This is a genomic window from Streptomyces sp. NPDC104309, assembly GCF_055584025.1.
Window position 1 is genome coordinate 401,485 of record NZ_JBVJMV010000001.1, and the last position, 25,742, is coordinate 427,226.

Below are 25,742 nucleotides of genomic sequence, written 5' to 3' on the forward strand. Positions count from 1 at the left end.
GCGGCACCGTACTTCGGTTCTATACAAAGGGGTTAGCGGTAATGGTGGCTGACGAAAAGCTCCTCGAGTACCTCAAGCGGGTGACGGCCGACCTCCACCAGACCCGGCAGCGTCTGCGTGAGGTGGAGTCCGAGGAGCAGCAGCCCATCGCGATCGTCGCGACGAGTTGCCGCTTCCCCGGCGGGGTCGCGAGCCCCGAGGACCTGTGGCGGCTGGTCGCCGAGGACGGCGACGCGATGTCGCCCTTCCCGGACGACCGCGGCTGGGACATCACACGGCTCTACGACGCCGACCCCGACGCCGCGGGCACGTCCTATGTGCGGTCGGGCGGATTCCTCGACGGGGCGACGGAGTTCGACCCCGGCCTGTTCGGCATCAGCCCCCGCGAGGCGCTGTCGATGGACCCGCAGCAGCGGCTGCTCCTGGAGACGGCGTGGGAGGCGTTCGAGCGGGCGGGCATCGACCCGCTGTCGCTGTCGGGTGAGCGCGTCGGAGTGTTCGCCGGGTCCAGCGGCCAGGACTACGCGTCGCTGCTGCAGTTCTCGCCGGACAGCGTCGAGGGCTACGGTCTGACGGGCACGGCGGCCAGCGTGGTGTCGGGACGGCTGTCCTACACGTTCGGCCTGGAGGGCCCCGCCGTCACCGTCGACACGGCCTGCTCGTCGTCGCTGGTCGCGCTGCACCTGGCCGCGCAAGCGCTGCGGCAGGGCGAGTGCTCGCTGGCGCTGGCCGGCGGCGTGACGGTCATGTCGACGCCCGGTGCGTTCATCGAGTTCAGCCGGCAGCGCGGCCTGGCCACGGACGGCCGCTGCAAGGCCTTCGCGAAGGCTGCCGACGGCACGGGCTGGGCCGAGGGCGCGGGTCTGCTGCTCCTGGAGCGCCTCTCCGACGCGCGCCGCAACGGCCACCAGGTCCTCGCGGTCGTACGCGGTTCCGCGGTGAACCAGGACGGCGCGAGCAACGGTCTGACCGCCCCCAACGGGCCTTCGCAGCAGCGCGTCATCCAAGAGGCTCTGGCCAATGCCGGATTGTCCCCGGCGGACGTCGACGCGGTGGAGGCGCACGGCACGGGTACGACGCTGGGCGACCCCATCGAGGCGCAGGCGCTGCTCGCGACGTACGGGCAGAACCGGCCCGAGGACCGGCCGCTGCTGCTCGGTTCGGTCAAGTCCAACATCGGGCACACCCAGGCGGCCGCCGGTGTCGCGGGCATCATCAAGATGGTCGAGGCGATGCGGCACGGGACGCTGCCCCGCTCGCTGCACATCGACGAGCCCACCCCGCACGTCGACTGGTCGGCCGGTGCGGTGCGGCTGCTGACCGAGGCGACGCCCTGGCCCGCGACGGACCGCCCGAAGCGGTTCGGCATCTCGTCGTTCGGCATGAGCGGGACGAACGCCCACACGGTCATAGAGGAGGCGCCCGCCGCGGAGGCCCCCGCACCGCAGGAGACCGGCCCGGCGGCCGAGCTTCCCGTGCTGCCGTGGACGGTGTCGGGCAAGACCGAACAGGCCCTGCTGGCACAGGCCGCGCAGGTGCTGTCGTACGCGGAGACCACCGACGCGAGCCCGCTGGACGTGGCCTTCTCGCTCGCCACCAGCCGGGCGGCCCTCGATCACCGGGCCGCCGTCGTCGGCACGGACCGCGAGAGCCTGCTGCGTGGTCTGCGGGCGCTGGTCTCCGGGGAGTCGGCCGCGGGCGTGACCCGCAGCACCGCCCCGGAGAGCGGACTGCTCGGCTTCCTCTTCTCCGGGCAGGGCTCGCAGCGCGCCGGCATGGGGCGTGAACTCCACGCGACGTTCCCGGTGTTCGCGGACGCGTTCGACGCGGTGTGTGCGGAGCTGGACCGTCATCTGAGCCAGCCCCTGCGTGAGGTGGTCTTCGAGGGTGGTGCGCTGCTGGATCAGACGCAGTTCACGCAGGCCGGTCTGTTCGCTCTCGAAGTTGCGCTGTTCGAGCTGGTGACGTCGTGGGGCGTGAAGCCCGACTTCCTGCTGGGCCACTCGATCGGTGAGCTGTCGGCCGCGTACGTGGCCGGGGTGCTGTCCCTCGAAGACGCCGCCGCTCTCGTTGCGGCCCGGGGCCGTCTGATGCAAGCGCTCCCGACGGGTGGAGCGATGGTCTCCTTGCAAGCGGCGGAGGACGAGGTCCTGCCGCTCCTGGTCGACGGTGTCTCGATCGCCGCCCTCAACGGTCCGTCCGCCACCGTCATTTCCGGCGACGAGGCGGCCGTCCTGCGGATCGCCGCGCACTTCGAGGGCGAGGGCCGCAAGACCAAGCGTCTGCGGGTCAGCCACGCCTTCCACTCGCCGCACATGGACGCCATGCTCGAAGAGTTCGGGAAGTTCGCCGGGACCCTGGAGTTCCACGCGCCCGAACTGCCCGTCGTCTCGAACGTGACCGGCGGCGTCATCGCCGCCAAGGAACTGACCGACCCCGACTACTGGGTGCGCCACGTCCGTGCGGCCGTCCGCTTCCACGACGGGATCCGGGCGCTCGCCGACCACGGCGTCACCGCGTTCCTGGAGATCGGCCCCGGCGGCGTACTGACCGCCCTCGGCCAGGACTGCCTGACCGATCTCCCCGCGGGGACCGCGGAGCCCGCCTTCGTCCCCGCGCTGCGCACGGACAGACCCGAGGGCCAAGCGCTCGTCACCGCCCTCACCGAACTGCACGTCCACGGCGCAGGACCGGACTGGACTGCCCTCTTCGAAGGCACCGGCGCGCACGTGACCGCGCTGCCCACCTACGCCTTCCAGCGGGCCTCGTACTGGCCGAAGCTGTCATCCGCCTGGGCCGGCGACGCCACCGCCATGGGGCTCCGCGCGGCCGAACACCCGCTGCTCAGCGCCGCGGTCGCCCTGGCCGATGACGACGGCATGCTGTTCACCGGCAGGCTCTCCCTGCAGACCCACCCCTGGCTCGCCGACCACACCGTCCTCGGCACCGTCCTGCTGCCCGGCACCGCCTTCGTCGAGCTGGCCGTCCACGCCGGCGACCAACTCGGCTGCGGGCAGGTCGTGGAGCTCAACCTTGAGGCGCCGCTCATCCTGCCCGCCGAGGGCGGCATCGCCGTACAGATGAGCGTCGGCACCCTTGACGAGAGCGGACACCGCGAGCTGTACGTCTACTCGCGGGCCGACGACGCACAGAGCGAGGACGCCTGGACCCGCAACGCCAGCGGAGTGCTCGCCGCCGGCCAGGCCGCGGCACCCGACTGGAGCGACTTCACCGCCTGGCCGCCCCCGGAGGCCGTCCAGATCCCCATGGACGACTTCTACGCCCGGCTCGACGCCGCCAACTACGGCTATGGGCACGCCTTCCAGGGCCTGCGGTCGGTGTGGCGGCGCGGCGAAGAGGTCTTCGCGGAGGTCCGTCTGCCGGAGGAACCGGCCGCCGAGGCCGGCAGGTTCGGCCTGCACCCCGCCCTGTTCGACGCCGCAATGCACGCGCGGGCCATGCTGGGCTCCGGCGACGACACGGAGTCCGGCCAGGAGCGGCTGCCCTTCTCCTGGACCGGGGTCTCCCTGTACGCCACCGGTGCGGCCGAGCTGCGGGTGCGGCTCACCCCGACCGGCAGCCACACCGTGTCGGTCGCGCTGGCCGACGGCACCGGGGCGCCCGTCGCCTCCGTCGAGGCCACGGCGCTGCGCCCGGTCTCCGCCGAGCAGCTCGACGTCGCCCGCAGCGCCCACCACGACCGTCTCTTCCGTGTCGAGTGGCCGGTGCTCACGGAGACCGGCACGGCGCCGGACACCAGCGGCTGGGCCGTCCTCGGCGACACCGCCTTCGGGCTGCCCGCGAACCTGCGGTACCCGGACCTGGTGGAGCTCGGCGAGGCCGTCGAGGCGGGCGGGCCCGTGCCCGACGTCCTCTTCGTTCCCTGTGTATCCGAACCCGGCACGGACACCGTCGAGTCGGCGCACGGAGCCGCCGCCCGTGCCCTCGCGCTCGCCCAGATCCTCGTCGAGGACGACCGGTTCGCGTACACCCGCCTGGTCTTCGTCACCCGCGGCGCGGTCGGCGCCACCGCCGACGACGAGGTCGAGGACGTCGCACAGGCCACCGTGTGGGGCCTGATCCGCTCGGCGCAGTCGGAGAACCCCGGCCGGTTCATCCTCGTCGACCTCGACGGACTGCCCGCATCGCACCGCGCGCTCCCGCAGGCCCTGGACGCCGGCGAACCGCAGTGCGCCATCAGGGCGGGGCAGGTGCGGGTGCCCCGGCTCGGCCGGGCGGCAGCGCCCGAGGCCCCCGCCGACGCACCGCTCCTCGGCAGGCCCGGCGGCACCGTACTGATGACCGGTGCCACCGGCACGCTCGGCAAGCTGTTCGCCAGACACCTGGTCACCACGCACGGAGTCGAGCGGCTGCTGCTCGTCAGCAGGAGCGGCCCGCAAGCGCCGGGCGCGGCCGAACTGAAGGCCGAACTCACCGGCCTCGGCGCCACGGTGACCGTCGCGGCCTGCGATGTCGCCGACCGTGCCCGGCTCGCTGAGCTCCTCGCCGCCGTCCCCGCCGAGCATCCGGTGACCGCCGTCGTGCACGCCGCGGGCATCACCGACGACGGTGTGCTCAACGCGCTGACGCCGGCGCGCGTCACCGCGGTGCTGCGGCCCAAGGTGGATGCCGCGGTCGCGCTGCACGAACTCACCAAGGACCTGGACCTCTCCGCGTTCATCCTGTTCTCCTCGGTCGCCGCCACCCTCGGCGGCGCGGGACAGGGCAACTACGCCGCGGCCAACGTCTTCCTGGACTCCCTCGCCCAGCACCGCCGCGCCCGCGGCCTCGCCGCGACCTCGCTCGCCTGGGGCCTGTGGGCCGAGCGCAGCGGCATGGCCGCGAGCCTCGACGACACCCAGCTGAGCCGGATCGGCAGGTCCGGTGTCGGCTCGCTGGAGTCGGCGGACGGCCTGGCCCTGTTCGACGTCACACGCACCCTGGACGACGCGACCCTGGTGCCCGCACCCCTGGACGTGTCCGGGCTGCGCGGTGCCACCACGGCCGACGCCGTGCCGCCGCTGCTGCGCGGCCTGGTGCGACTGCCGGCCAGGCCCGCCGCGCACAACGGCGGCTCCGGCGAGGAACCGCTCGCGCAGCGACTGGCAGGCCTCGACGAGGACGACCGCGCGGCAGCGGTCCTCGACCTGGTGCGGGCCCAGGCCGCCGCCGTACTCGGCTACGCCGCACAGGACGAGATCGGCGCCGGACGCGCCTTCAACGACCTGGGCTTCGACTCGCTCACCGCGATCGAGATGCGCAACCGCATGAACCTCGTCACCGGGCTGCGGCTGCCCTCCACCCTCGTCTTCGACTACCCGACCCCCGCCGCGCTCGCCGCGCACGTGGCCTCGCTCCTGGCGGGATCGGCCGCACCCGCGGGAACCCCCGGCCCGGTCAGAGCCGTCGACAGCGACGAACCCATCGCCATCGTCGGCATGAGCTGCCGGCTGCCGGGGAACGTGGAGACCCCCGAGGACCTGTGGCGCCTGGTGGCCGACGGCGTGGACGCCATCACCGACGTACCCGCCGAGCGCGGCTGGGACATCGAGGGGCTCAGCGGCGGATTCCTCGCCGCCCCGGGCGACTTCGACCCCGCGTTCTTCGGGATATCGCCGCGCGAGGCGATCGCGATGGACCCGCAGCAGCGGCTGATGATGGAGTCCGCCTGGGAGGCCGTCGAGGCGGCGGGCATCGACCCGACCTCGCTGCGCGGCTCCCGCACCGGCGTCTTCGTGGGCTCCAGCGGCCAGGACTACACCGGCCTGCTCCAGCAGGCGGAGGACAGCAACGCCGGGTACATCCTGACCGGCACCACCGCCAGCGTCATCTCCGGCCGCGTCTCCTACACGTTCGGACTTGAGGGCCCGGCGGTCACCGTCGACACCGCCTGCTCCTCGTCGCTGGTGGCGCTGCACCTGGCGGCCCAGGCGCTGCGGCAGGACGAGTGCTCGCTGGCACTGGCCGGCGGCGTCATGGTCATGGCCACCCCGGCCGGCTTCGCCGGGCTCAGCGGGCAGGGCGGCTTCGCCTCGGACGGGCGCTGCCGTGCCTTCGCCGAGTCCGCCGACGGCACCGGCTGGAGCGAGGGCGTCGGCTTGCTGCTCGTCGAGCGGCTGTCCGACGCCCGCGCCAACGGCCACCCGGTGCTCGCGGTGCTCCGCGGCTCGGCGATCAACCAGGACGGCGCGAGCAACGGCCTCACCGCACCCAACGGCCCCTCCCAGCAGCGCGTCATCCGCCAGGCCCTGGCCAACGCGGGGCTCGGCACCGCGGACGTCGATGTCGTCGAGGCGCACGGCACCGGCACCAAGCTCGGCGACCCCATCGAGGCCCAGGCCGTCCTCGCCACCTACGGCCAGGACCGCCCCGCCGACCGGCCGCTGTTGCTCGGCTCCATCAAGTCCAACATCGGCCACGCCCAGGCGGCCGCGGGCGTCACCGGGATCATCAAGATGGTCATGGCGATGCGGCACGGAACGGCGCCGCGCAGCCTCCACCTGAACGAGCCCACCTCCCACGTCGACTGGACGGCCGGCGCGGTGTCGCTGCTCCAGGAAGCCGTGCCATGGCCCGAGACCGGCAGGCCGCGCCGCGCGGCCGTGTCCTCCTTCGGCATCAGCGGCACCAACGCGCACGTCGTCCTCGAACAGGGCGACGACGCGGGTACGGAGCCCGCCGCCGACCCGGCGGCGGAGGCACCGGCCACGGCCGCCGACGAGCCCCTCATCGGCACCCGCGCGCTGCCGTTCGTGCTGTCCGGCGGCTCCGCGGACGCCCTGCGCGAGCAGGCCGCCCGGCTCCACTCGCACCTGCTGGTCCACGAGGACGCAGTCCTCGCCGACGTCGGCTGGTCGCTGGCCACCGGCCGCGCCGGGCTCGCCCAACGGGCCGCGCTCGTCGCCGGCGACCGGGACGAGCTGCTGCACGGGCTCGCCGCCCTCGCGGACGGCACCGGAGCCCCCGGACTCGTCCAGGGCAGCGCCCCCGCCGAACCGCCCAAGGTCGTCTTCGCCTTCCCCGGCCAGGGCGCCCAGTGGGCGGGCATGGCGCTCGAACTCCTCGACTGTTCACCGGTGTTCGCCGAGCGGCTGCGCGAGTGCGCGACGGCCCTTTCGGCGCACACCGACTGGTCGCTGCTCGACGTGCTGCGCGGCGAGCCCGGCGCACCGGGCTTCGACCGGGTCGACGTCGTACAGCCCGCGCTGTGGGCGGTGATGGTGTCGCTCGCCGAGCTGTGGCGGGCGGGCGGCGTCGAACCCGCCGCCGTCGTCGGCCACTCGCAGGGTGAGATCGCCGCCGCCTGCGTCGCCGGCGCGCTGTCCCTGGACGACGCCGCCCGCGTGGTGGCACTGCGCAGCAAGGCGATCCTGGAACTCTCCGGCCTCGGCGGCATGGCATCGGTGCCGGAACCGGTCGACCGGGTGCGGGAGCGGATCGCCCGCTGGGACGGCAGGCTGTCCGTCGCGGCCGTCAACGGACCCTCGTCCGTCGTGGTCTCCGGCGACGCCGACGCACTGGACGACCTGCTCGCCACCTGCACCGCCGAGGGCGTGCGGGCCAAGCGGATCGACGTCGACTACGCCTCGCACAGCGCCCACGTGGAGCGGATCCACGAGCGGCTCGGCGAGGTCCTGTCCGGCATCACGCCCCGCGCCTCGGACGTGCCGCTGCACTCCACGGTGACCGGTGAACTCCTGGACACCACGGTCATGGACGCCGAGTACTGGTACCGCAACCTCCGCCAGACCGTCCGGCTCGAAGAGGTCACCCGCGGACTGCTCCGCTCCGGCCACTGCGTCTTCGTCGAGATCAGCCCCCACCCCGTCCTGGCCGTCGGACTCCAGGAGACCCTGGACGACGCACAGGCGAACGGCGCCGTGCTCGGTTCGCTGCGCCGCGAAGAGGGCGGCCCCGCACGGTTCCTCACGTCGTTGGCCACCGCGTACGTCCACGGGGCCGGCCTCGACTGGACGGCACTGTTCGCCGGACGCGACGCACGGCGGGCCGACCTGCCCACGTACGCCTTCCAGAACCGCCGCTACTGGCTGCCCATCAGGACCGGCGGCTTGGGCGACGCGGCCTCCATCGGGCTCGGCGCGACCGACCACCCGATGCTCGCCGCCGCGGTGACGCTCGCCGACACAGACAGTCATCTGTTCACCGGACAGCTGTCGGCGCAGACGCAGCGCTGGACCGCCGACCACGTCGTCATGGAGACCATCCTGCTGCCGGGCACCGGCTTCGTGGAGATGGCCCTGCGCGCGGCCGAGCAGGTCGGCTGCGACCTCGTGGAGGAACTCACCCTGGAGGCCCCGCTGGTGCTGCCCGAACGGGGCGCCGTCCAGGTGCAGCTCGTGGTGGGGGTGCCGGACGGTACCGGGCACCGCCCGCTGACCGTCCACTCCCGCCCCGCCGACTCCGCCGCGGAAGGCCCCGGCGAACGCCCGTGGCTGCGGCACGCCACCGGTGTGCTCGCCGTCCGCGACGGCGCGCCGGACGCCGGCTTCGACTTCACGGCCTGGCCGCCCCCCGCGGCCACCGCGCTGGAACTCGAAGGCGTCTACGAACAGGCCGCGCTCCTCGGCTTCGACTACGGCCCGATGTTCCAAGGTCTGCGCTCCGCCTGGCAGTCGGGCGAGGACATCTACGCCGAGGTGGCCCTGCCCGAGGACGGCCGCGCCGAAGCCGCCGACTTCGGGCTGCACCCGGCGCTGTTCGACGCCGCCCTGCAGGCGATGGGCCTCGGCACCTTCGGTCCGGGCCAGGGACGCGGCGAGGACGCGGGCAAGCCGCGGCTGCCGTTCGCGTGGCGCGGTGTGCGCGTGTACGCGACCGGGGCGTCGGTGCTGCGCGTGCGGCTCTCCCCGAGCGGCGCCAACGGCATCGCCTTCCAGGTGGCCGACGGCACAGGCGCCCCCGTGGCGACGGTCGACTCCCTGGACATGCGGCCCGTCGACCCCCGGCAGCTCAAGACCGCGGGACACGGCGACCACGACTCGCTGTTTCAGCTGGAGTGGGCCGAGGCCCCCGCGGCCGCCGTGCCCACGGGCCTGCACTGGGCGGTCCTGGGCGCCGCCCCCGCACCCCTCACCGCGGCGGGCGTGCGCACGGACACCCACCCGGACCTGTCCGCACTCCTCACGGAGGTCGAGAAGGGCGCCCCGCTGCCCGACACCGTGGTCGTCACCCTCGGCGCCCTCACCACGGGCGACACCGCGACGGACACGACGGGTGCCGGAACAGGTGACGCGACCGGAGACATCGCGCAGGACGCGCACACGGTCGCCCGTGCCACGCTCGCCCTGCTCCAGCGCTGGCTGGCCGACGAACGCCTCACCGCCGCGCGACTGGTGATCCGCACCTCGGGCTCGGTGGCCACCATCGCGGGCGAGACCGTCGACGGCCTGACCGCCGCACCGGCCTGGGGCCTCGTCCGCTCGGCGCAGGCCGAACACCCCGACCAGTTCGTCCTGGTGGACGCCGACGACAGCGAGGCCTCGTGGCAGGCCCTGCCCGCGGCGCTCACCCTGCCCGAGCCGCAGTTCGCCCTGCGCGAAGGCACCGTGCTGGTGCCCCGCCTGGTCCGCACCGGACCGGCGGCCGACCCCGCGCCCGACCCCGCCTTCGACGACCGAGGCACCGTACTCATCACCGGTGGCACCGGCACCCTGGGCAGCGCCCTCGCCCGCCACCTCGTCGACCGGCACGGCGTACGCCACCTGCTGCTCCTCAGCAGGCAGGGCGCCGCCGCCGACGGCGCCGCCGAACTGCTCGCCGAACTGCGCGACGCGGGCGCCCACGCGCACGCCGTCGCCTGCGACACGGCGGACAGGGACCAACTGGCGCGCGTCCTCCAGGACATCGACGACGAGTACCCGCTGACCGCGGTGGTGCACGCCGCCGGCGTCCTCGACGACGGTGTCATCACCTCGCTCACCGACGAACGCCTCGACGCGGTGCTGCGCCCCAAGGTCGACGCCACCGCGCACCTGCACGAGCTGACGCGGGACAGCGCGCTGAAGGCGTTCGTGATGTTCTCCTCGGCAGCGGGCACCCTCGGCAGCTCCGGCCAGGGCAACTACGCCGCGGCCAACGCCTTCCAGGACGCGCTCGCCCACCACCGCCGCGCGGTCGGACTCCCGGCCACCACCCTCGCCTGGGGGTTCTGGGCGCAGGCCAGCGGCATGACCGGACACCTCAGTGACACGGAAGTGCTCCGCATGAGCGGCGGCGGGGTCACCGGCCTGAGCACCGAGGCGGGCCTCACCCTGTTCGACCTCGGCACGGCGTCCGGCGAACCGCTGCTGCTGCCCGTGCGCCTGGACCTCACGGCCCTGCGCGCCCAGGCGACGGCCGGCACGCTGCCGCCGCTGATGCGGAAGCTGGTCCGGGCCGCGGCGCCGCGCGCCGCCGCGGGCGACGACGCCACCGGCACCGGCGGAGTCGGCCTGGCACAGCGCCTGGCCGGGCTCTCCGAGGAGGACCGCGACCGCGTGGTGCTCGACCTGGTCCGCACCCACGCCGCGGCTGTGCTCGGCCACGCGTCGGCGGCGGCCGTCGAACCGGACATGGCCTTCAAGAAGCTGGGCTTCGACTCGCTCATCGCCGTCGACATGCGCAACCGGCTCAACGCGGCCTCCGGTCTCCGACTCCCGGCGACGCTCGTCTTCGACTACCCGACCCCGGCCGAACTGGCCGCGTACCTGCGGTCCGAGGTCGTCCCGGACACGGCGGGCGCCTCCGACGCGCCGGTGCTCGCGGGCATCGACCGCCTGGAGAACCTGCTCGCGACCGTCGGCTCCGATGACGAGCAGCGCACCAGAATCACCCTGCGGCTCAACGACTTGCTCGCGAAGTGGGGCGATGTCAGGGTCGCCGCGGCACCGGCCGCCGCGCCCAAGGACCTGGACGCCGCGAGCGACGAAGAGATCTTCGATTTCCTCGGCAAGGAGTTCGGCATCTCGTGAACACACCGCAACACCCGACCGAACTGTTCCGAGGGGGGACCCAGGCCATGACCGACAACGACAAGCTCCGCTATTTCCTGCGGCGGGTTACCGCCGACCTGCAGGAGACCCGAGGCCGGCTGCACGCCGCCGAGACCAAGGACAGCGAGCCCATCGCGATCACCGCGATGAGCTGCCGCTTCCCGGGCGGCGTGCGGACCCCCGAAGACCTGTGGCAGATCATGATGTCGAAGGTCGACGCGCTCTCCCCGTTCCCCGAGGACCGCGGCTGGGACTTCGAAGGACTGTTCTTCCGGGACCCCGACGAGCCCACCCGCAGCTACACGCTCGAAGGCGGATTCGTCTACGACATCCCGGACTTCGACCCCGAGTTCTTCGGCATCTCACCGCGCGAGGCGCTGGCGATGGACCCGCAGCAGCGGCTCGTCCTGGAAGCGTCGTGGGAGGCCGTGGAGCGGGCCGGCATCGACATGTCGACCCTGCGCGGCAGCCAGACCGGCGTGTTCGTCGGCACCTCCTACCAGGGGTACGGCAGCACGGTGTTCGTCCCGCCGGAGGGCACCGAGATCTACCTCGGCGTCGGCAACACCAGCAGCGTCGCCTCCGGCCGGGTCGCCTACACCTTCGGCTTCAACGGCCCCGCCGTCACCGTCGACACGGCCTGCTCCTCGTCGCTCGTGTCGCTGCACATGGCCTGTCAGTCGCTGCGCCGGAACGAGTGCTCCATGGCACTGGCCGGCGGGGTCACCCTGATGTCGAGCCCCGGCGCGTTCACCGAGTTCAGCCGACAGCGCGGACTGTCGAGCAGCGGCCGCTGCAAGGCGTTCTCCGCCGACGCGGACGGCACGGGCTGGGGCGAGGGCATCGGCATGTTCCTCGTCGAGCGGCTCTCCGACGCACGGCGCAACGGGCATCCGGTGCTGGCCGTCGTCCGCGGCACGGCGATCAACCAGGACGGCGCGAGCAACGGCCTCACCGCCCCCAACGGCCCCGCACAGCAACGCGTCATCCGCCAGGCCCTGGCCGACGCGCGCCTGTCCCCGGCCCAGGTCGATCTCGTCGAGGCACACGGCACGGGTACGACGCTGGGCGACCCGATCGAGGTGCAGGCGCTGGCCGCCACGTACGGCAAGGACCGCCCCGCGGGCCGCCCGGTGTGGCTCGGATCGGTGAAGTCCAACATCGGTCACACCCAGGCCGCCGCGGGAGCTGCGGGACTGATCAAGATGGTCATGGCCGTGCAGCGCGGCACGCTGCCGCCCACCCTGCACGTCGAGAACCCCACGACGCACATCGACTGGTCCGACGGGAGCATGGCCCTGGTGACCGACCCCACGCCCTGGCCGGAGACCGGCCAGCCGCGTCGCGGCGGCATCTCCTCCTTCGGCGTCAGCGGCACCAACGCGCACGCCATCATCGAGCAGGCACCGCCGGAGGAGCAGGGACCTGCGGCGGAGCAGCCGGAGGACGCGCAGCAGGACACGGACCGCAGGGCACCGCTGGACGGCGTGCCGCTCCCGGTCGTCGTGTCCGCCCGCACGGAACAGGCACTGGAGGACCAACTCCGCCGTCTGCACGCACACATGGCGAACCATCCGGGGATCGGGATCGCCGACCTCGGACACTCACTCGCCACGGGCAGGACGAAGTTCAGCCACCGTGCGGTGGTGCTTGCGGGTGACGCGGGTTCTTTGGCGGGTGCGTTGTCGGCGGTGGTCGAGGGGCGTGCTGCTGGGGATGCGGTGCGGGGTGTGGCGGGCCGGGCTGTGCGTCCGGTGTTCGTGTTCCCGGGTCAGGGTGCGCAGTGGTCGGGTATGGCGGCTGGGCTGCTGGGGTCGTCTCCGGTGTTCGCGGCGCGGATGGCGGAGTGTGGGGCGGCGTTGGACCCGTTCGCGGACTGGTCTCTGTTGGACGTGGTGCGTGGTGCGGAGGGTGCCCCGGGCTTTGACCGGGTGGATGTGGTGCAGCCCGTCTTGTGGGCGGTGATGGTGTCGCTCGCGGAGTTGTGGCGGGCATGCGGTGTGGAGCCGGCGGCGGTGATCGGTCACTCGCAGGGTGAGATCGCGGCTGCGGTGGTTGCGGGTGGTCTGTCGCTGGAGGACGGTGCGCGGGTGGTGGCCCTGCGGTCACGGGCTCTGCTGGCGTTGTCCGGTGGTGGCGGCATGGTTTCGGTGTCGCTTCCGGTCGCGGAGGTCCGCGAGCGCCTCACGGCCTGGGGCGGACGTGTTTCGGTGGCGGCGGTGAATGGTCCGTCTTCTGTGGTGGTGTCGGGTGAGCCGGATGCGTTGGAGGAGTTGGTGGCGTCCTGCACGGAGGAGGGTGTGCGGGCGAAGAGGATTGCGGTGGACTATGCCTCGCATTCGGCCCAGGTGGAGCTGATCGAGAAGGAGCTGGCGGAGTTGCTGGCGGGGGTTGCGCCGGTTGCGGGCCGGGTGCCGTTCTACTCCACGCTGACCGGCGGTCTGCTGGACGACACGACGGGCCTGGACGGCGGTTACTGGTATCGCAATCTGCGCTCCACGGTGGAGTTCGAGCAGGCGGTGCGGGCCGCGGCCGGTGATGGTCTGTCCGTGTTCATCGAGGTCAGCCCGCACCCGGTCCTGAATCTGGGGTTGCAGGAGACGTTCGACGCGGCCGACAGTGACGCCGTCGCGCTGGGCACCCTGCGCCGTGACGAGGACGAGGCACGCCGCTTCATGACCTCACTGTCCGAAGCACACGTGCATGGTGTGGAGTTGGACTGGGAGGCGGTGTTCGCGGGGCAGGAGGCCGTCCGCGTGGATCTGCCTACCTACCCCTTCCAACGACAGCGCTACTGGATCGACGACCTGCGTCCGGTCATGGAGGCGCCCGTCGGCGCGGCGGCCGAACTCTCGCTTGCCGACGCTCAGTTCTGGTCCGCGGTCGAGCAGGATGACTTCGAGGGTCTCGCCGAAACGCTGGAGATCGAGGGCGGCGACGACGCCCGCTCGGCCCTGGGCGCGATGCTGCCCGCACTGTCCTCGTGGCGCCGCCGCACCCGTGAGCTGTCCACCGTCGACGACTGGCGCTACGAGGTGGCCTGGCGTCCGCTGCCCGACGCCTCCGCCGCCCGGCTGTCCGGCCACTGGCTCGTCGTCGTGCCCGAGACCCACGCCGAGGACGCCCTGACCGCCGGGTGCCTCGCGGCGCTCGCCGACCACGGCGCCCAGGTGCTGCCCGTGACGGTCGACGGGGGCAAGATGCGGCGCGACCTGTTCGCCGGCCACGACCTGCCCGCCGACCTCGCAGGCGTGCTGTCGCTCCTCCAGCTCGACCACGAGCCGCACCCCGAACTGCCGGACGTGCCGCGGGGCTACGCGGCCACCGTCGCGCTGCTGCAGGCGCTCGGCGAGGCCGGAGTGTCCGCGCCGCTCTGGTGTGCCACGCGCGGCGCGGTGTCGGTGGGACCCGCCGACCCCATCGCCGGACCCGAGCAGGCCATGGCCTGGGGCATGGGGCGCGTCGCCGCGCTCGAACACCCCGACCGCTGGGGTGGGTTGATCGACCTGCCGGTGGACCTGGACGAACGGACGGCCGCGATGCTGAGCGGCGCGCTCGGCGGGGCCGGCGACGAGGACCAGCTGGCTGTGCGGCAGTCCGGCACCTTCGTACGCCGCCTCAACCGCGCCCGGCTCGGCGCCGCCCCCGGCACCCGGCGCTGGGACCCGAAGGGCACGACGCTCATCACCGGCGGAACCGGCGCGCTCGGCGGGCAGGTAGCGCGCTCGCTGGCCCGCGAGGGCGCCGAGCACCTGCTGCTGGTCAGCCGTCGCGGCTCGGACGCGCCCGGCGCCCAGGCCCTGCGGGACGAACTGACCGCGCTGGGCGCCCGCGTGACCGTCACCGCGTGCGACGCCGGTGACCGGGACGCGCTGGCGGAGGTCGTCGCCGCCGTGCCCGCCGAGCATCCGCTGACCGGCGTCGTGCACACCGCGGCCGCGCTCGACGACGGCCTGCTCGACACGCTCACCCCCGACCAACTCGCCAACTCCCTGCACGCCAAGGCCAGGGCAGCGCGGAACCTGGACGAGCTGACACGCCACCACGACCTGTCCGCCTTCGTGCTGTTCTCCTCGTTCGGCGGCATCGTCGGCACCCCGGGCCAGGGCAACTACGCACCGGGGAACGCCTACCTCGACGCGCTGGCCCAGGAGCGCAGGGCCGCGGGTCTGGTGGCCACCTCCATCGCCTGGGGTGCCTGGGGCGGCGGCGGAATGGCGGAAGGCGAGTTGGGTGAGACCCTCAACCGGCACGGGCTGCGCGAGATGGCACCCGAGGCGGCCGCGGGCGCGCTGCGGCAGGCCGTGGAGCACGACGCCACCTGTCTGCTGATCGCGGACATCGACTGGGAGCGGTTCTTCGTCGCCTTCACCGCGGCCCGGCCGAGCCCGCTCCTCGCCGACGTGCCCGAGGTCCGCCGCATCGCGCAGGACGGCACGGGCCAGGCGGGATCCGGCGGTGAGGAGCAGTCGGCGCTGGTGCAGCGGCTCGCCGGGCTCTCCGAGGCGGAGCAGGACGCACTGCTCCTGGAGACCGTGCGCGAGCAGGTCGCGGCGGTGCTCGGACTCACCGGACCCGAGGCCGTGGGGGTCAAGCGCGCCTTCCGCGAGGTGGGATTCGACTCCGTCACCGCCGTCGAACTGCGCAACCGCATCGGCGCCAAGACCGGACTCAAGCTTCCGGTCACCCTGGCGTTCGACTACCCGACGCCGCAGCGCCTCGCCGGGTTCCTGCGCGAGCAGCTCGTGCGCGACGGGGAGACCGTGGCCGTGACCGCGCTGGAGGAACTGGACCGGATCGAGAAGGCACTGGCCGGGGTCGCGCCGGACGACGCGGGACGGGCCAGGGTGGTGCGGCGCGTGCAGGCGCTGCTGACCCGGCTGCAGAGCGGGTCCGCAGACGAGGTCCCGGTCGGCGAGGAGATCGAATCCGCCTCCGACGACGAGATGTTCGAGCTCCTCGGCAAGAAGTTCGGCATCTCCTGAACGCCCTCAGTGGCACCCACCACGATCACCACAGTTCCTGACAGAGGGGTCGCCCGATGGCGAACGAAGACAAGCTCCGGTACTTCCTGAAGCGGGTCAGCACCGATCTCGATGCGGCGCACGAGCGGATCCGCGAGATGGAGGAGCGCGACACCGAGCCGATCGCCATCATCGGCATGAGCTGCCGCTTCCCGGGCGGCGTCCGGTCGCCCGAGGACCTGTGGGACCTGGTCGCCGCGGGCACCGATGGCCTGTCGCCCTTCCCTTCGGACCGCGGCTGGAACCTGGACAGCGTGTTCCAGCCCGCGCCCGACGGGTCGTCGTACGCGGGCGAGGGCGGCTTCGTCCATGACGCGGGCGATTTCGACGCGGCGTTCTTCGGCATCAGCCCGCGCGAGGCCCTGGCCACGGACCCGCAGCAGCGGCTGCTCCTGGAGACGGCGTGGGAGGCGTTCGAGCGGGCGGGCATCGATCCGGAGTCGCTGCGCGGCAGCCGGACCGGTGTCTTCGCCGGCACGAACGGCCAGGACTACCCCTATCTGCTGATGGGGGCGCAGGCCGGGCTGGAGGGGTACATGGGCACGGGCAGCGCCGCGGCCGTGGTGTCCGGCCGGGTCTCGTACACGCTCGGTCTCGAAGGACCCGCGGTCACGGTGGACACCGCGTGCTCCTCGTCGCTGGTGGCGCTGCACCTCGCGGCCCAGGCCCTGCGCAAGGGCGAGTGCTCGCTGGCGCTCGCGGGAGGGGTCACCGTCATGGCGACCCCGGGCATGTTCAGCAGTTTCAGCGCACAGCGCGGACTCGCCCTCGACGGTCGCTGCAAGGCGTTCGCCGCGGCGGCCGACGGCACCGGCTTCGCCGAGGGTGTCGGGCTGCTCCTGGTGGAGCGGCTCTCCGACGCCCGGCGCAACGGCCACCGCGTCCTCGCCGTGCTGCGCGGCTCCGCGGTCAACCAGGACGGTGCGAGCAACGGCCTGACCGCGCCCAACGGCCCCTCCCAGCAGCGCGTCATCGAGCAGGCGCTCGCCGACGCGCGCCTGGGCCCCGAGCAGGTCGACGCGGTCGAGGCGCACGGCACCGGCACGGTACTCGGCGACCCCATCGAGGCGCAGGCGCTGCTGGCCGCCTACGGTCAGGAGCGCTCGGCGGATCGCCCGCTGTGGCTGGGCTCGGTGAAGTCGAACATCGGTCACACCCAGGCCGCCGCGGGCGTCGCCGGGATCATCAAGATGGTCATGGCGATGCGGCAGGGAGTGCTGCCGCCCACCCTCCACGTGGACGCCCCGACGCCGCACGTGGACTGGACGGCCGGTCAGGTGCGGCTCGTGACGGAGCGGACCGACTGGCCCGAGACGGGCGAGCCGCGCCGCGTGGGCGTCTCGTCGTTCGGCATCAGCGGGACCAACGCCCACGTCATCCTCGAACAGGCCGGGCACACCGACGCGGATGCACGCCCTGACACAGCGGACGCACACCCCGACGCAACGGATGAACGCCCTGACACAGCCGTACGTCCCGGCCTCGTCCCCTGGGTGATATCCGCGCGCGGAGAGGCGGCGCTCGCCGGCCAGGCGGCCAGGCTGCGGGCCCTGCTCGCCGCGCACCCCGAGTACGACCCCGTCGACGTAGCCCACTCGCTGGCGACCACACGCACCGCCTTCGAGGACCGTGCGGTCGTCGTCGGCGCGGACCGCGACGAGCTGCTGCGCGGCCTCGACGCCCTCGTGGCCGACGAGGCGGGGCCGGTGCACGGCACCGTGACGGAGGGAAGGCTCGCGTTCCTGTTCAGCGGGCAGGGCAGCCAGCGGCTCGGCACGGGACGTGAACTCGCCGCCCGCTTTCCCGTGTTCCGCGAGGCGTTCGACGAGGTCTGCGCACAGCTGGACCCGCACCTCGACCGCCCGCTGCGCGACGTCCTGTACGCCGAGGAGACGAGCGACGAAGCCGGCCTGCTGCACCGGACGGCCTACACCCAGGCCGCCCTGTTCGCCGTCGAGGTCGCGCTGTCCCGGCTCCTCGGCCACTGGGGCATCGAACCCGACCTGCTCGCCGGCCACTCCATCGGCGAGCTGGCCGCCGCCCATGTCGCGGGCGTCCTCTCCCTCCAGGACGCCAGCACGCTGGTCGCCGCCCGGGGCCGCCTGATGCAGGCCCTTCCGGAGGGCGGGGCGATGGTCTCGCTCCAGGCGTCGGAGGACGAGGTCCTGCCGTTGCTGGTCGAGGGCGTCTCGATCGCCGCGCTCAACGGGCCCGCCGCTACGGTCATTTCCGGTGATGAGGCGACGGTTCTTGAGATTGCCGCGCACTTCGAGGACCAGGACCGCAAAACCAAGCGGCTGCGGGTCAGCCATGCCTTCCACTCGCCGCGCATGGACGCCATGCTCGACGCCTTCCGCGCGGTCGCCCAGGGGCTGACGTTCCGTCCGCCGCGTATCCCGATCGTCTCCAACGTCACCGGCGCGCTCGTCCCCGCCGAGGAGATCTGCACCGCCGAGCACTGGGTGCGCCATGTCCGCCAGGCCGTCCGCTTCGACGACAGCGTCCGCGCCCTGGCCGAGCACGGGGTCACCACCTTCGTCGAACTGGGCCCCGACGGCGTGCTCTCCGCCCTGGTGGCGGACAGCCTGGCGGGCCGCACCGCCGACCCGGCGGCCGAACCCGCCGTCGCCTTCCCCGTACTGCGCGGCGACCGCCCCGAGACCAGGGCCGCACTGACCGCACTGGCCCGCCTGCACGTACGCGGCCGGAACCCGGACTGGACCGCCCTCCTGCCCGGCGCCGGTCAAGTCCCCCTGCCCACCTACGCGTTCCAGCGCAGCCGGTACTGGCCCGAGTCCCTGACGTGGACGGCGGCCCCCGACGGCGCGGCCGGCGAAGACCCTGCCGAGGCCGGATTCTGGTCTGCCGTGGAGCGCACGGACCTGGACGCCGTGACCGGGACGCTGGCCCTGGAAGGGGACCAGCCGCTGAGCGTCGTGCTGCCCGCACTGGCCGAGTGGCGGCGCGCCCGGCGGGAGCAGTCCGCCCTCGACTCCCTGCGCTACGAAATCCGTTGGCGGACCGTGCCGGAAGCCGAGGACGCCGCGCCCGCCGGCACCTGGCTCGTCGTGGGCCCCGACGACGACACCACCGACGCGGCCGCCGACGCCCTGGCCGGGCGGGGCGCCGCCGTCGTACGGCTGCGGACACCCGGCGCAGCGGCCGGACATGATGAGCGGGCCGGACGTGACGAGCGGGCCACGCTCGCCGAGCGGCTCCGGGGCACCCTGCGCGGAGCGGACGAGTCGGGCCGTGCTCTGCCGGTCGCCGGAGTCCTGTCCCTGACGGGCCCGACCACCGGCGGCGTCGACGGCACCGAAGCCCTGCTCCGCACCCTCGCACTGGTGCAGGCGCTGGGCGACGCCCAGGTCGCCGCGCCCCTGTGGCTTGCCACCCGCGGCGCGGTCTCCGTGGGCGCCTCCGATCCGCTGACGCGCCCGGAACAGGCGATGCTCTGGGGCCTCGGCCAGGTCGTGGCGGCCGAGGAACCGGCACGTTGGGGAGGCATCGTCGACCTGCCCGACGTGCTGGACGCCCGCGCGGGACGTCGCCTGTGCGCCGTCCTCGCCGCGCGCGACGGCGAGGACCAACTGGCCCTTCGGTCCTCGGGAGTTCACGCCCGCAGGCTCACCAGGCCCGCCCCGGGCGCGGCGGTCACCCGGACGGCGTGGCAGCCCTCCGGCACCGTCCTGGTCACCGGCGGAACAGGCGCGCTCGGCGCCGTCGCCGCACGCTGGCTGGCCCGCAACGGAGCCGCCCGCCTCGTCCTCGTCAGCCGCAGCGGAAACGACGCCCCCGGCGCCGCCGAGCTGGTCGCCGAGCTGACCGGGCTCGGCACCGAGGTCACCGTCGCCGCGTGCGACGCCGCCGACCGCGACGCGCTGGCCACCCTGCTGACGTCGCTGCCCGGCGACGAGCCGCTGACCGCGGTGGTGCACACGGCCGGTGTGCTCGACGACGGCATGCTCGCCTCGATGACCCCGGAGCAGGTCGAGAAGGTCCTGCGACCGAAGGTCGACGCCGCGCTCAACCTCCACGAACTGACCCGCGACCTGGACCTGTCCGCGTTCGTCCTCTTCTCCTCGCTGGCCGCCACCTTCGGCAACGCCGGCCAGGGTGCCTACGCGGCGGGCAACGCCTTCCTCGACGCGCTCGCGGCCGACCGCCGCGCCCACGGCCTGCCCGCCACGTCCATCGGCTGGAGCGCCTGGGCGGGGGCCGGCATGGCCGCCGACCCGGTGGTCGCCGAGCGCGTCCGCCGCGGCGGCATGCCGCCGCTGCCGCCCGAGCAGGCCATGGCCGCGCTGCGTCAGGCGGTCGAACACGGCGCCGCCCACATCGTCGTCGCCGACGTGGACTGGGCGCGCTTCGCCCCCACGCTCCTGGCGGGCGGGCGCGCCGCGTTCATCGGCGAACTCCCCGAGGTGCGCGCCCTGCCGGCCTCCGACGCCGCGCCGAAGACGGCCGAACAGGGTACCGACGCGCTGCGCGCCCGGCTGTCGGGCGCCTCCGCGGGAGAGCGCGAGCAGCTCCTGCTGGCCCTGGTCAGCGGGCAGGCCGCAGCCGTGCTCGGGCACACGTCCGCGGACGCGGTACAGCCCTCCCGTGCCTTCCGCGACCTGGGCTTCGACTCGCTCACCGCCGTGGAACTGCGCAACCTGCTCGGCAGCAGCACCGGCCTCGCTCTGCCCGCCACGCTGGTCTTCGACTATCCGACCCCGCTCGTCCTCGCCCGGCACCTGCGCGACGAACTGGTCGGCGCCGGCGCCGACCCCGCGCACGACCAGCCGCTGGCCGCCTCGGCCGCCCTCGACGACGACCCGATCGCGATCGTCGGCATGGGCTGCCGCTTCCCCGGCGGCGCCCAGTCGCCGGAGGAACTGTGGCAGCTCCTGGAGTCGGGCACCGACGCCGTCTCCCCGCTGCCCGCGGACCGGGGTTGGGACATCGACCGGCTCTACAGTGAGGACCCGGAACAGCAGGGCACCTCGTACGTCCGCGAAGGCGGGTTCCTGGCAGGCGCGGCCGAGTTCGACGCCGCGTTCTTCGGCATCGCGCCGCGCGAGGCACTGGCGATGGACCCGCAGCAGCGCCTGCTCCTGGAAACGTCCTGGGAGGCCTTCGAGCGCGCCGGGATCGACCCCGATTCGGTACGGGGTGCACGCGTCGGCGTCTTCGCGGGCACCAACAGCCAGGACTACACAGGGCTGTTGCTGGGCTCAGCCGAGAGCGCGGAGGGGCTCGTGGGCACCGGCAACGCGGCGAGCGTGGTCTCGGGCCGCGTCTCGTACACGCTGGGACTCCAGGGGCCCGCCGTCACGGTCGACACGGCGTGCTCGTCGTCGCTGGTCGCCCTGCACCTGGCGGTCCAGGCACTGCGGTCGGGCGAGTGCACCATGGCGCTGGCCGGCGGTGTGACCGTGATGTCGACCCCGTCGGCGTTCATCGAGTTCAGCCGCCAGCGTGGCCTGGCCACGGACGGCCGGTGCAAGGCGTTCGCCGAGGCCGCCGACGGCACCGGCTGGGGCGAGGGCGTCGGCATGCTCCTGGTGGAGCGTCTCTCGGACGCCCGCCGCAACGGCCATGAAGTCCTCGCGGTCGTACGTGGTTCCGCGGTGAACCAGGACGGCGCGTCCAACGGTCTGACCGCCCCCAACGGCCCCGCACAGCAGCGCGTCATCCGCCAGGCGCTGGCGAGCGCGGGCCTGACGCCCGCGGACGTCGACGCGGTGGAGGCGCACGGCACGGGCACGACACTGGGCGACCCCATCGAGGCGCAGGCCCTGATCGCGACGTACGGACAGAACCGGCCCGAGGACCGGCCGCTGCTGCTCGGCTCCATCAAGTCCAACATCGGCCACACCCAGGCGGCCGCCGGTGTCGCGGGCGTCATCAAGATGGTCATGGCGATGCGGCATGGCGTCCTGCCCCGGACCCTGCACGTGGACGCGCCGTCCTCGCACGTCGACTGGTCGGCGGGTGCCGTCGAGCTCCTGACCGATCAGGTGGTCTGGCCGGAGACCGGACAGCCGCGCCGCGCGGCGGTGTCGTCGTTCGGCGTCAGCGGCACCAACGCCCACACCATCATCGAACAGGCTCCGGAGGCGGAGCCCGTGGTGGCGGTGTCCGTGGCCGGGTCTGCTCCGGTGGTGGGTGCGGGTGTGCCGTTCGTACTGTCGGGCAAGTCGGAGGGTGCGCTGCGGGCGCAGGCGGAGCGGTTGCGGCTGGCGGTGGAGGGCGGTCGTGTGCTGCCGGAACTGTCGGCTGTGGGGCGGGCGTTGGCGCTTGGCCGGTCGCGGTTCGAGCATCGTGCGGTGGTGCTTGCGGGTGATGCGGGTTCTTTGGCGGGTGCGTTGTCGGCGGTGGTCGAGGGGCGTGCTGCTGGGGATGTGGTGCGGGGTGTGGCGGGCCGGGCTGTGCGTCCGGTGTTTGTGTTCCCGGGTCAGGGTGCGCAGTGGGCGGGTATGGCGGCTGGGCTGTTGGGGTCGTCTCCGGTGTTCGCGGCGCGGATGGCGGAGTGCGGGGCGGCATTGGAGCCGTCCACGGACTGGCAGTTGCTGGACGTCGTACGCGGTACGGAAGGTGCCCCGGGCTTCGACCGGGTGGATGTGGTGCAGCCCGTCTTGTGGGCGGTGATGGTGTCGCTCGCGGAGTTGTGGCGGGCATGCGGTGTGGAGCCGGCGGCGGTGATCGGTCACTCGCAGGGTGAGATCGCGGCTGCGGTGGTTGCGGGGGGCCTGTCGCTGGAGGACGGTGCGCGGGTGGTGGCCCTGCGGTCGCGTGCTCTGCTGGCGCTGTCCGGTGGCGGTGGCATGGTTTCGGTGTCGCTTCCGGTCGCGGAGGTGCGTGAGCGTCTGACCGTCTGGGGCGGACGGATCTCGGTGGCCGCGGTGAATGGTCCGTCGTCTGTGGTGGTGTCGGGTGAGCCGGATGCGTTGGAGGAGCTGGTGGCGTCCTGCACGGAGGAGGGTGTGCGGGCGAAGAGGATCGCGGTGGACTATGCCTCGCATTCGGCCCAGGTGGAGCTGATCGAGGAGGAGCTGGCGGAGTTGCTGGCGGGGGTTGCGCCGGTTGCGGGGCGGGTGCCGTTCTACTCGACGCTGACCGGCGGTCTGCTGGACGATACGACGGGTCTGGACGGCGGTTACTGGTTCCGCAATCTGCGTTCCACGGTGGAGTTCGAGCAGGCGGTGCGTGCGGCGGAAGCCGATGGTCTGTCTGTGTTCATCGAGGTGAGTCCGCACCCGGTCCTCAACCTGGGATTGCAGGAGACCTTCGAGGAGGCCGGCCAGAACGACGCGGTCGCGCTGGGCACCCTGCGCCGTGACGAGGACGAGACACACCGCTTCATGACCTCGCTGTCAGAAGCCCATGTCCACGGTGTGGAGCTGAACTGGGAGGCGATGTTCGCGGGGCAGCAGGCCATGCACGTGGACCTGCCCACCTACCCCTTCCAACGACAGCGCTACTGGCCGAAGCCCATGGCCCTCGCCGCCCCGGCGGCGCACGGCGGTGACCCGGTGGACACCGCGTTCTGGGACGCCGTGGAGAACCAGGACTTCGGGACGCTCGCCGACACCCTGGGGATCGGCGCGGACGGCCGGGACTCCTGGTCGGACGTGCTGCCCACGCTGTCCTCGTGGCGGCGGCGGCAGCGCGAACAGTCCGTCGTGGACGGTTGGCGGTACCGCGTCGTCTGGAAGCCGCTGGAGCGCGCCGTCGCGCCGGGCGGCGCCGTGCCGTCCGGGACCTGGCTGATCGTCACCTCCCAGGGAGTGAAGGACGACGAGCCCGTTCGCGCGGTGGAGCAGGGGCTGGCCCGGCGAGGTGTGCGTACCGTACGCGTGCCCTTCGAGGCCGACGACACGGGACGGGCCATGGCCCTCCAGTGGCTCGGGGACGCGCTCGTCTTCGGGCCCGTCGACGGTGTCCTCTCCTTCCTCGCGCAGGACGAACGCCCCGACCCCTTCCATCCGGTGGTTCCCGCGGGCGTCGCGGCGACCACCTCCCTCGTCCAGGCCATGACGGACCTGGACGTCACCGCACCCCTGTGGTGCCTGACACGCGGAGCGGTCTCGGTGAGCCGCGCCGAGCCGCTCGCCCGGCCGGTCCAGGCACAGACCTGGGGGCTCGGCCGGGTGATCGGTCTTGAGCACCCCGAGCGCTGGGGCGGCCTCATCGACCTGCCGGACGTGCTCGACGAGCAGTCGGCCGCCCGGGTCTGCGGACTGCTCGCCGGGGCCGGTGACGAGGATCAACTGGCCGTGCGTTCCCAGGGCGTGGTCGTACGCAGGCTGGTGCGGGCACCCGCCGACCGTACGAAGGCCGTGAAGCCCTGGCGGCCGCGCGGCACCGCGCTGGTCACCGGCGGCATGGGGGCCCTCGGCGGCCATGTCGCCCGCTGGCTCGCCGGGCACGGCGCGGAGCATCTGGTGCTGACCGGGCGCAGGGGTGCCGACACCCCCGGCGCGGCTGTGCTCCGGGACGAGCTCACCGGCATGGGAGTCCGGGTGACCCTGGCGGCCTGTGACGTGGCGGACCGCACGGCCCTGGCCGCCCTGGTCAAGGAGGTGGAGGCGGCCGACGGCGCGCCCATCCGCTCGGTGGTGCACGCCGCGGGGGAGACGCTGCAGGCGGGCCTCAGGGATTCCGACCCGGCGGAGTTCGCCCGCGTCATGGCGGCGAAGGCGGCCGGCGCGGCGTACCTGGACGAACTGTTCGCCGACGGCTCGCTGGACGCCTTCGTCCTGTTCTCCTCGGGGGCGGCTGTCTGGGGTGGCGCCGCGCAGGGCGCGTACGCCGTCGGCAACTGCTCTCTCGACGCCCTGGCGGAGCACCGCAGGTCCCGGGGGCTGCCCGCGACCTCGGTCGCCTGGGGCGGCTGGGCGGGCGGCGGCATGGTGGACGACGCCGCCGAGGACACCCTCGTACGCCGCGGACTGCGGCCGATGGCGGCCGAGTCGGCCGTGCGGGCGCTCGTCCAGGCCGTGGAGCAGGGCGAGACCTGTCTGACCGTCGCCGACATCGACTGGACGCGGTTCGCGCCGGCCTTCACCATCTCCAGGGCCCGGCCGCTGATCGAGGACGTCCCCGAGGCCGCCGCCGCGCTCAGGACCGACGAGCCGGCCAAGGACATGGCCGCCTCGCCGGCCGCCGGCCTGCGGGAGCGGCTCGCATCGGCGTCCGAAGCGGAGCGCGACAGGACGCTCCTGGAGCTGGTGCGCACGGAGGCGGCCGCCGCGCTGGGGCATCCCTCCGCCGACGCCGTGGAGCCCCAACGAGCCTTCAAGGAGCTGGGGTTCGACTCGGTCATGGCGGTCGATCTGCGCAACCGGCTCACCGCAGCCACCGGCGTGCGTCTCGAGACCACCGTCGTCTTCGACGAGCCGTCCCCGGTGGCGCTGCGCGACCGGCTGCGCCGCGAACTGCTGCCGGCGGACACCGGCCGGGACGCCGGGCCTGACGCCGCGGGCGCCGAGACCTCGGAGGACGCCGAGGCGCGTGCCGTACTCGCCGCCGTGCCGATCGCCAGGATCCGCGCGGCAGGCCTGCTGGACCGGCTGCTGCGCCTGGCCGGGGCCGCCGACGGGGAAGAGGCCGGGGCGGGTCGGGAGGTGCCCGGGTCCGGGGACCGGGTGGACGAGAACCGTGTGGACGAGATCAACGCCATGGACATCGACGACCTCGTCCGGATGGCGACAGGGACGAAGGACGCCTGATGCCAGAA

3 protein-coding genes are annotated in these 25,742 nt (G+C 73.5%); all 3 read left to right on the forward strand.

The genetic code is table 11. The annotated features are described in order from the left end of the window. Positions 1 to 41 precede the first annotated feature (41 nt). From ACZ68L_RS01260 to ACZ68L_RS01270, 3 genes are read left to right on the forward strand one after another with little or no spacing between them, the layout of a single operon-like run. On the forward strand, positions 42 to 10,970 hold the full coding sequence (locus tag ACZ68L_RS01260) for a type I polyketide synthase (RefSeq protein WP_469573174.1): 10,929 nt from the start codon (positions 42 to 44) through the stop codon (positions 10,968 to 10,970). Next, positions 10,967 to 15,976, forward strand: a complete 5,010-nt coding sequence (locus ACZ68L_RS01265; protein WP_469573176.1) for a type I polyketide synthase — start codon at positions 10,967 to 10,969, stop codon at positions 15,974 to 15,976. Before ACZ68L_RS01260 ends, ACZ68L_RS01265 begins: the two co-directional genes overlap by 4 nt. Before the next feature lie 56 nt (positions 15,977 to 16,032). After that, positions 16,033 to 25,734 carry a type I polyketide synthase gene (locus tag ACZ68L_RS01270; RefSeq protein WP_469573178.1) on the forward strand — a complete coding sequence of 3,234 codons (9,702 nt, stop codon included), beginning with the start codon at positions 16,033 to 16,035 and terminating at the stop codon, positions 25,732 to 25,734. The last annotated feature ends 8 nt before the right edge of the window (positions 25,735 to 25,742 follow it).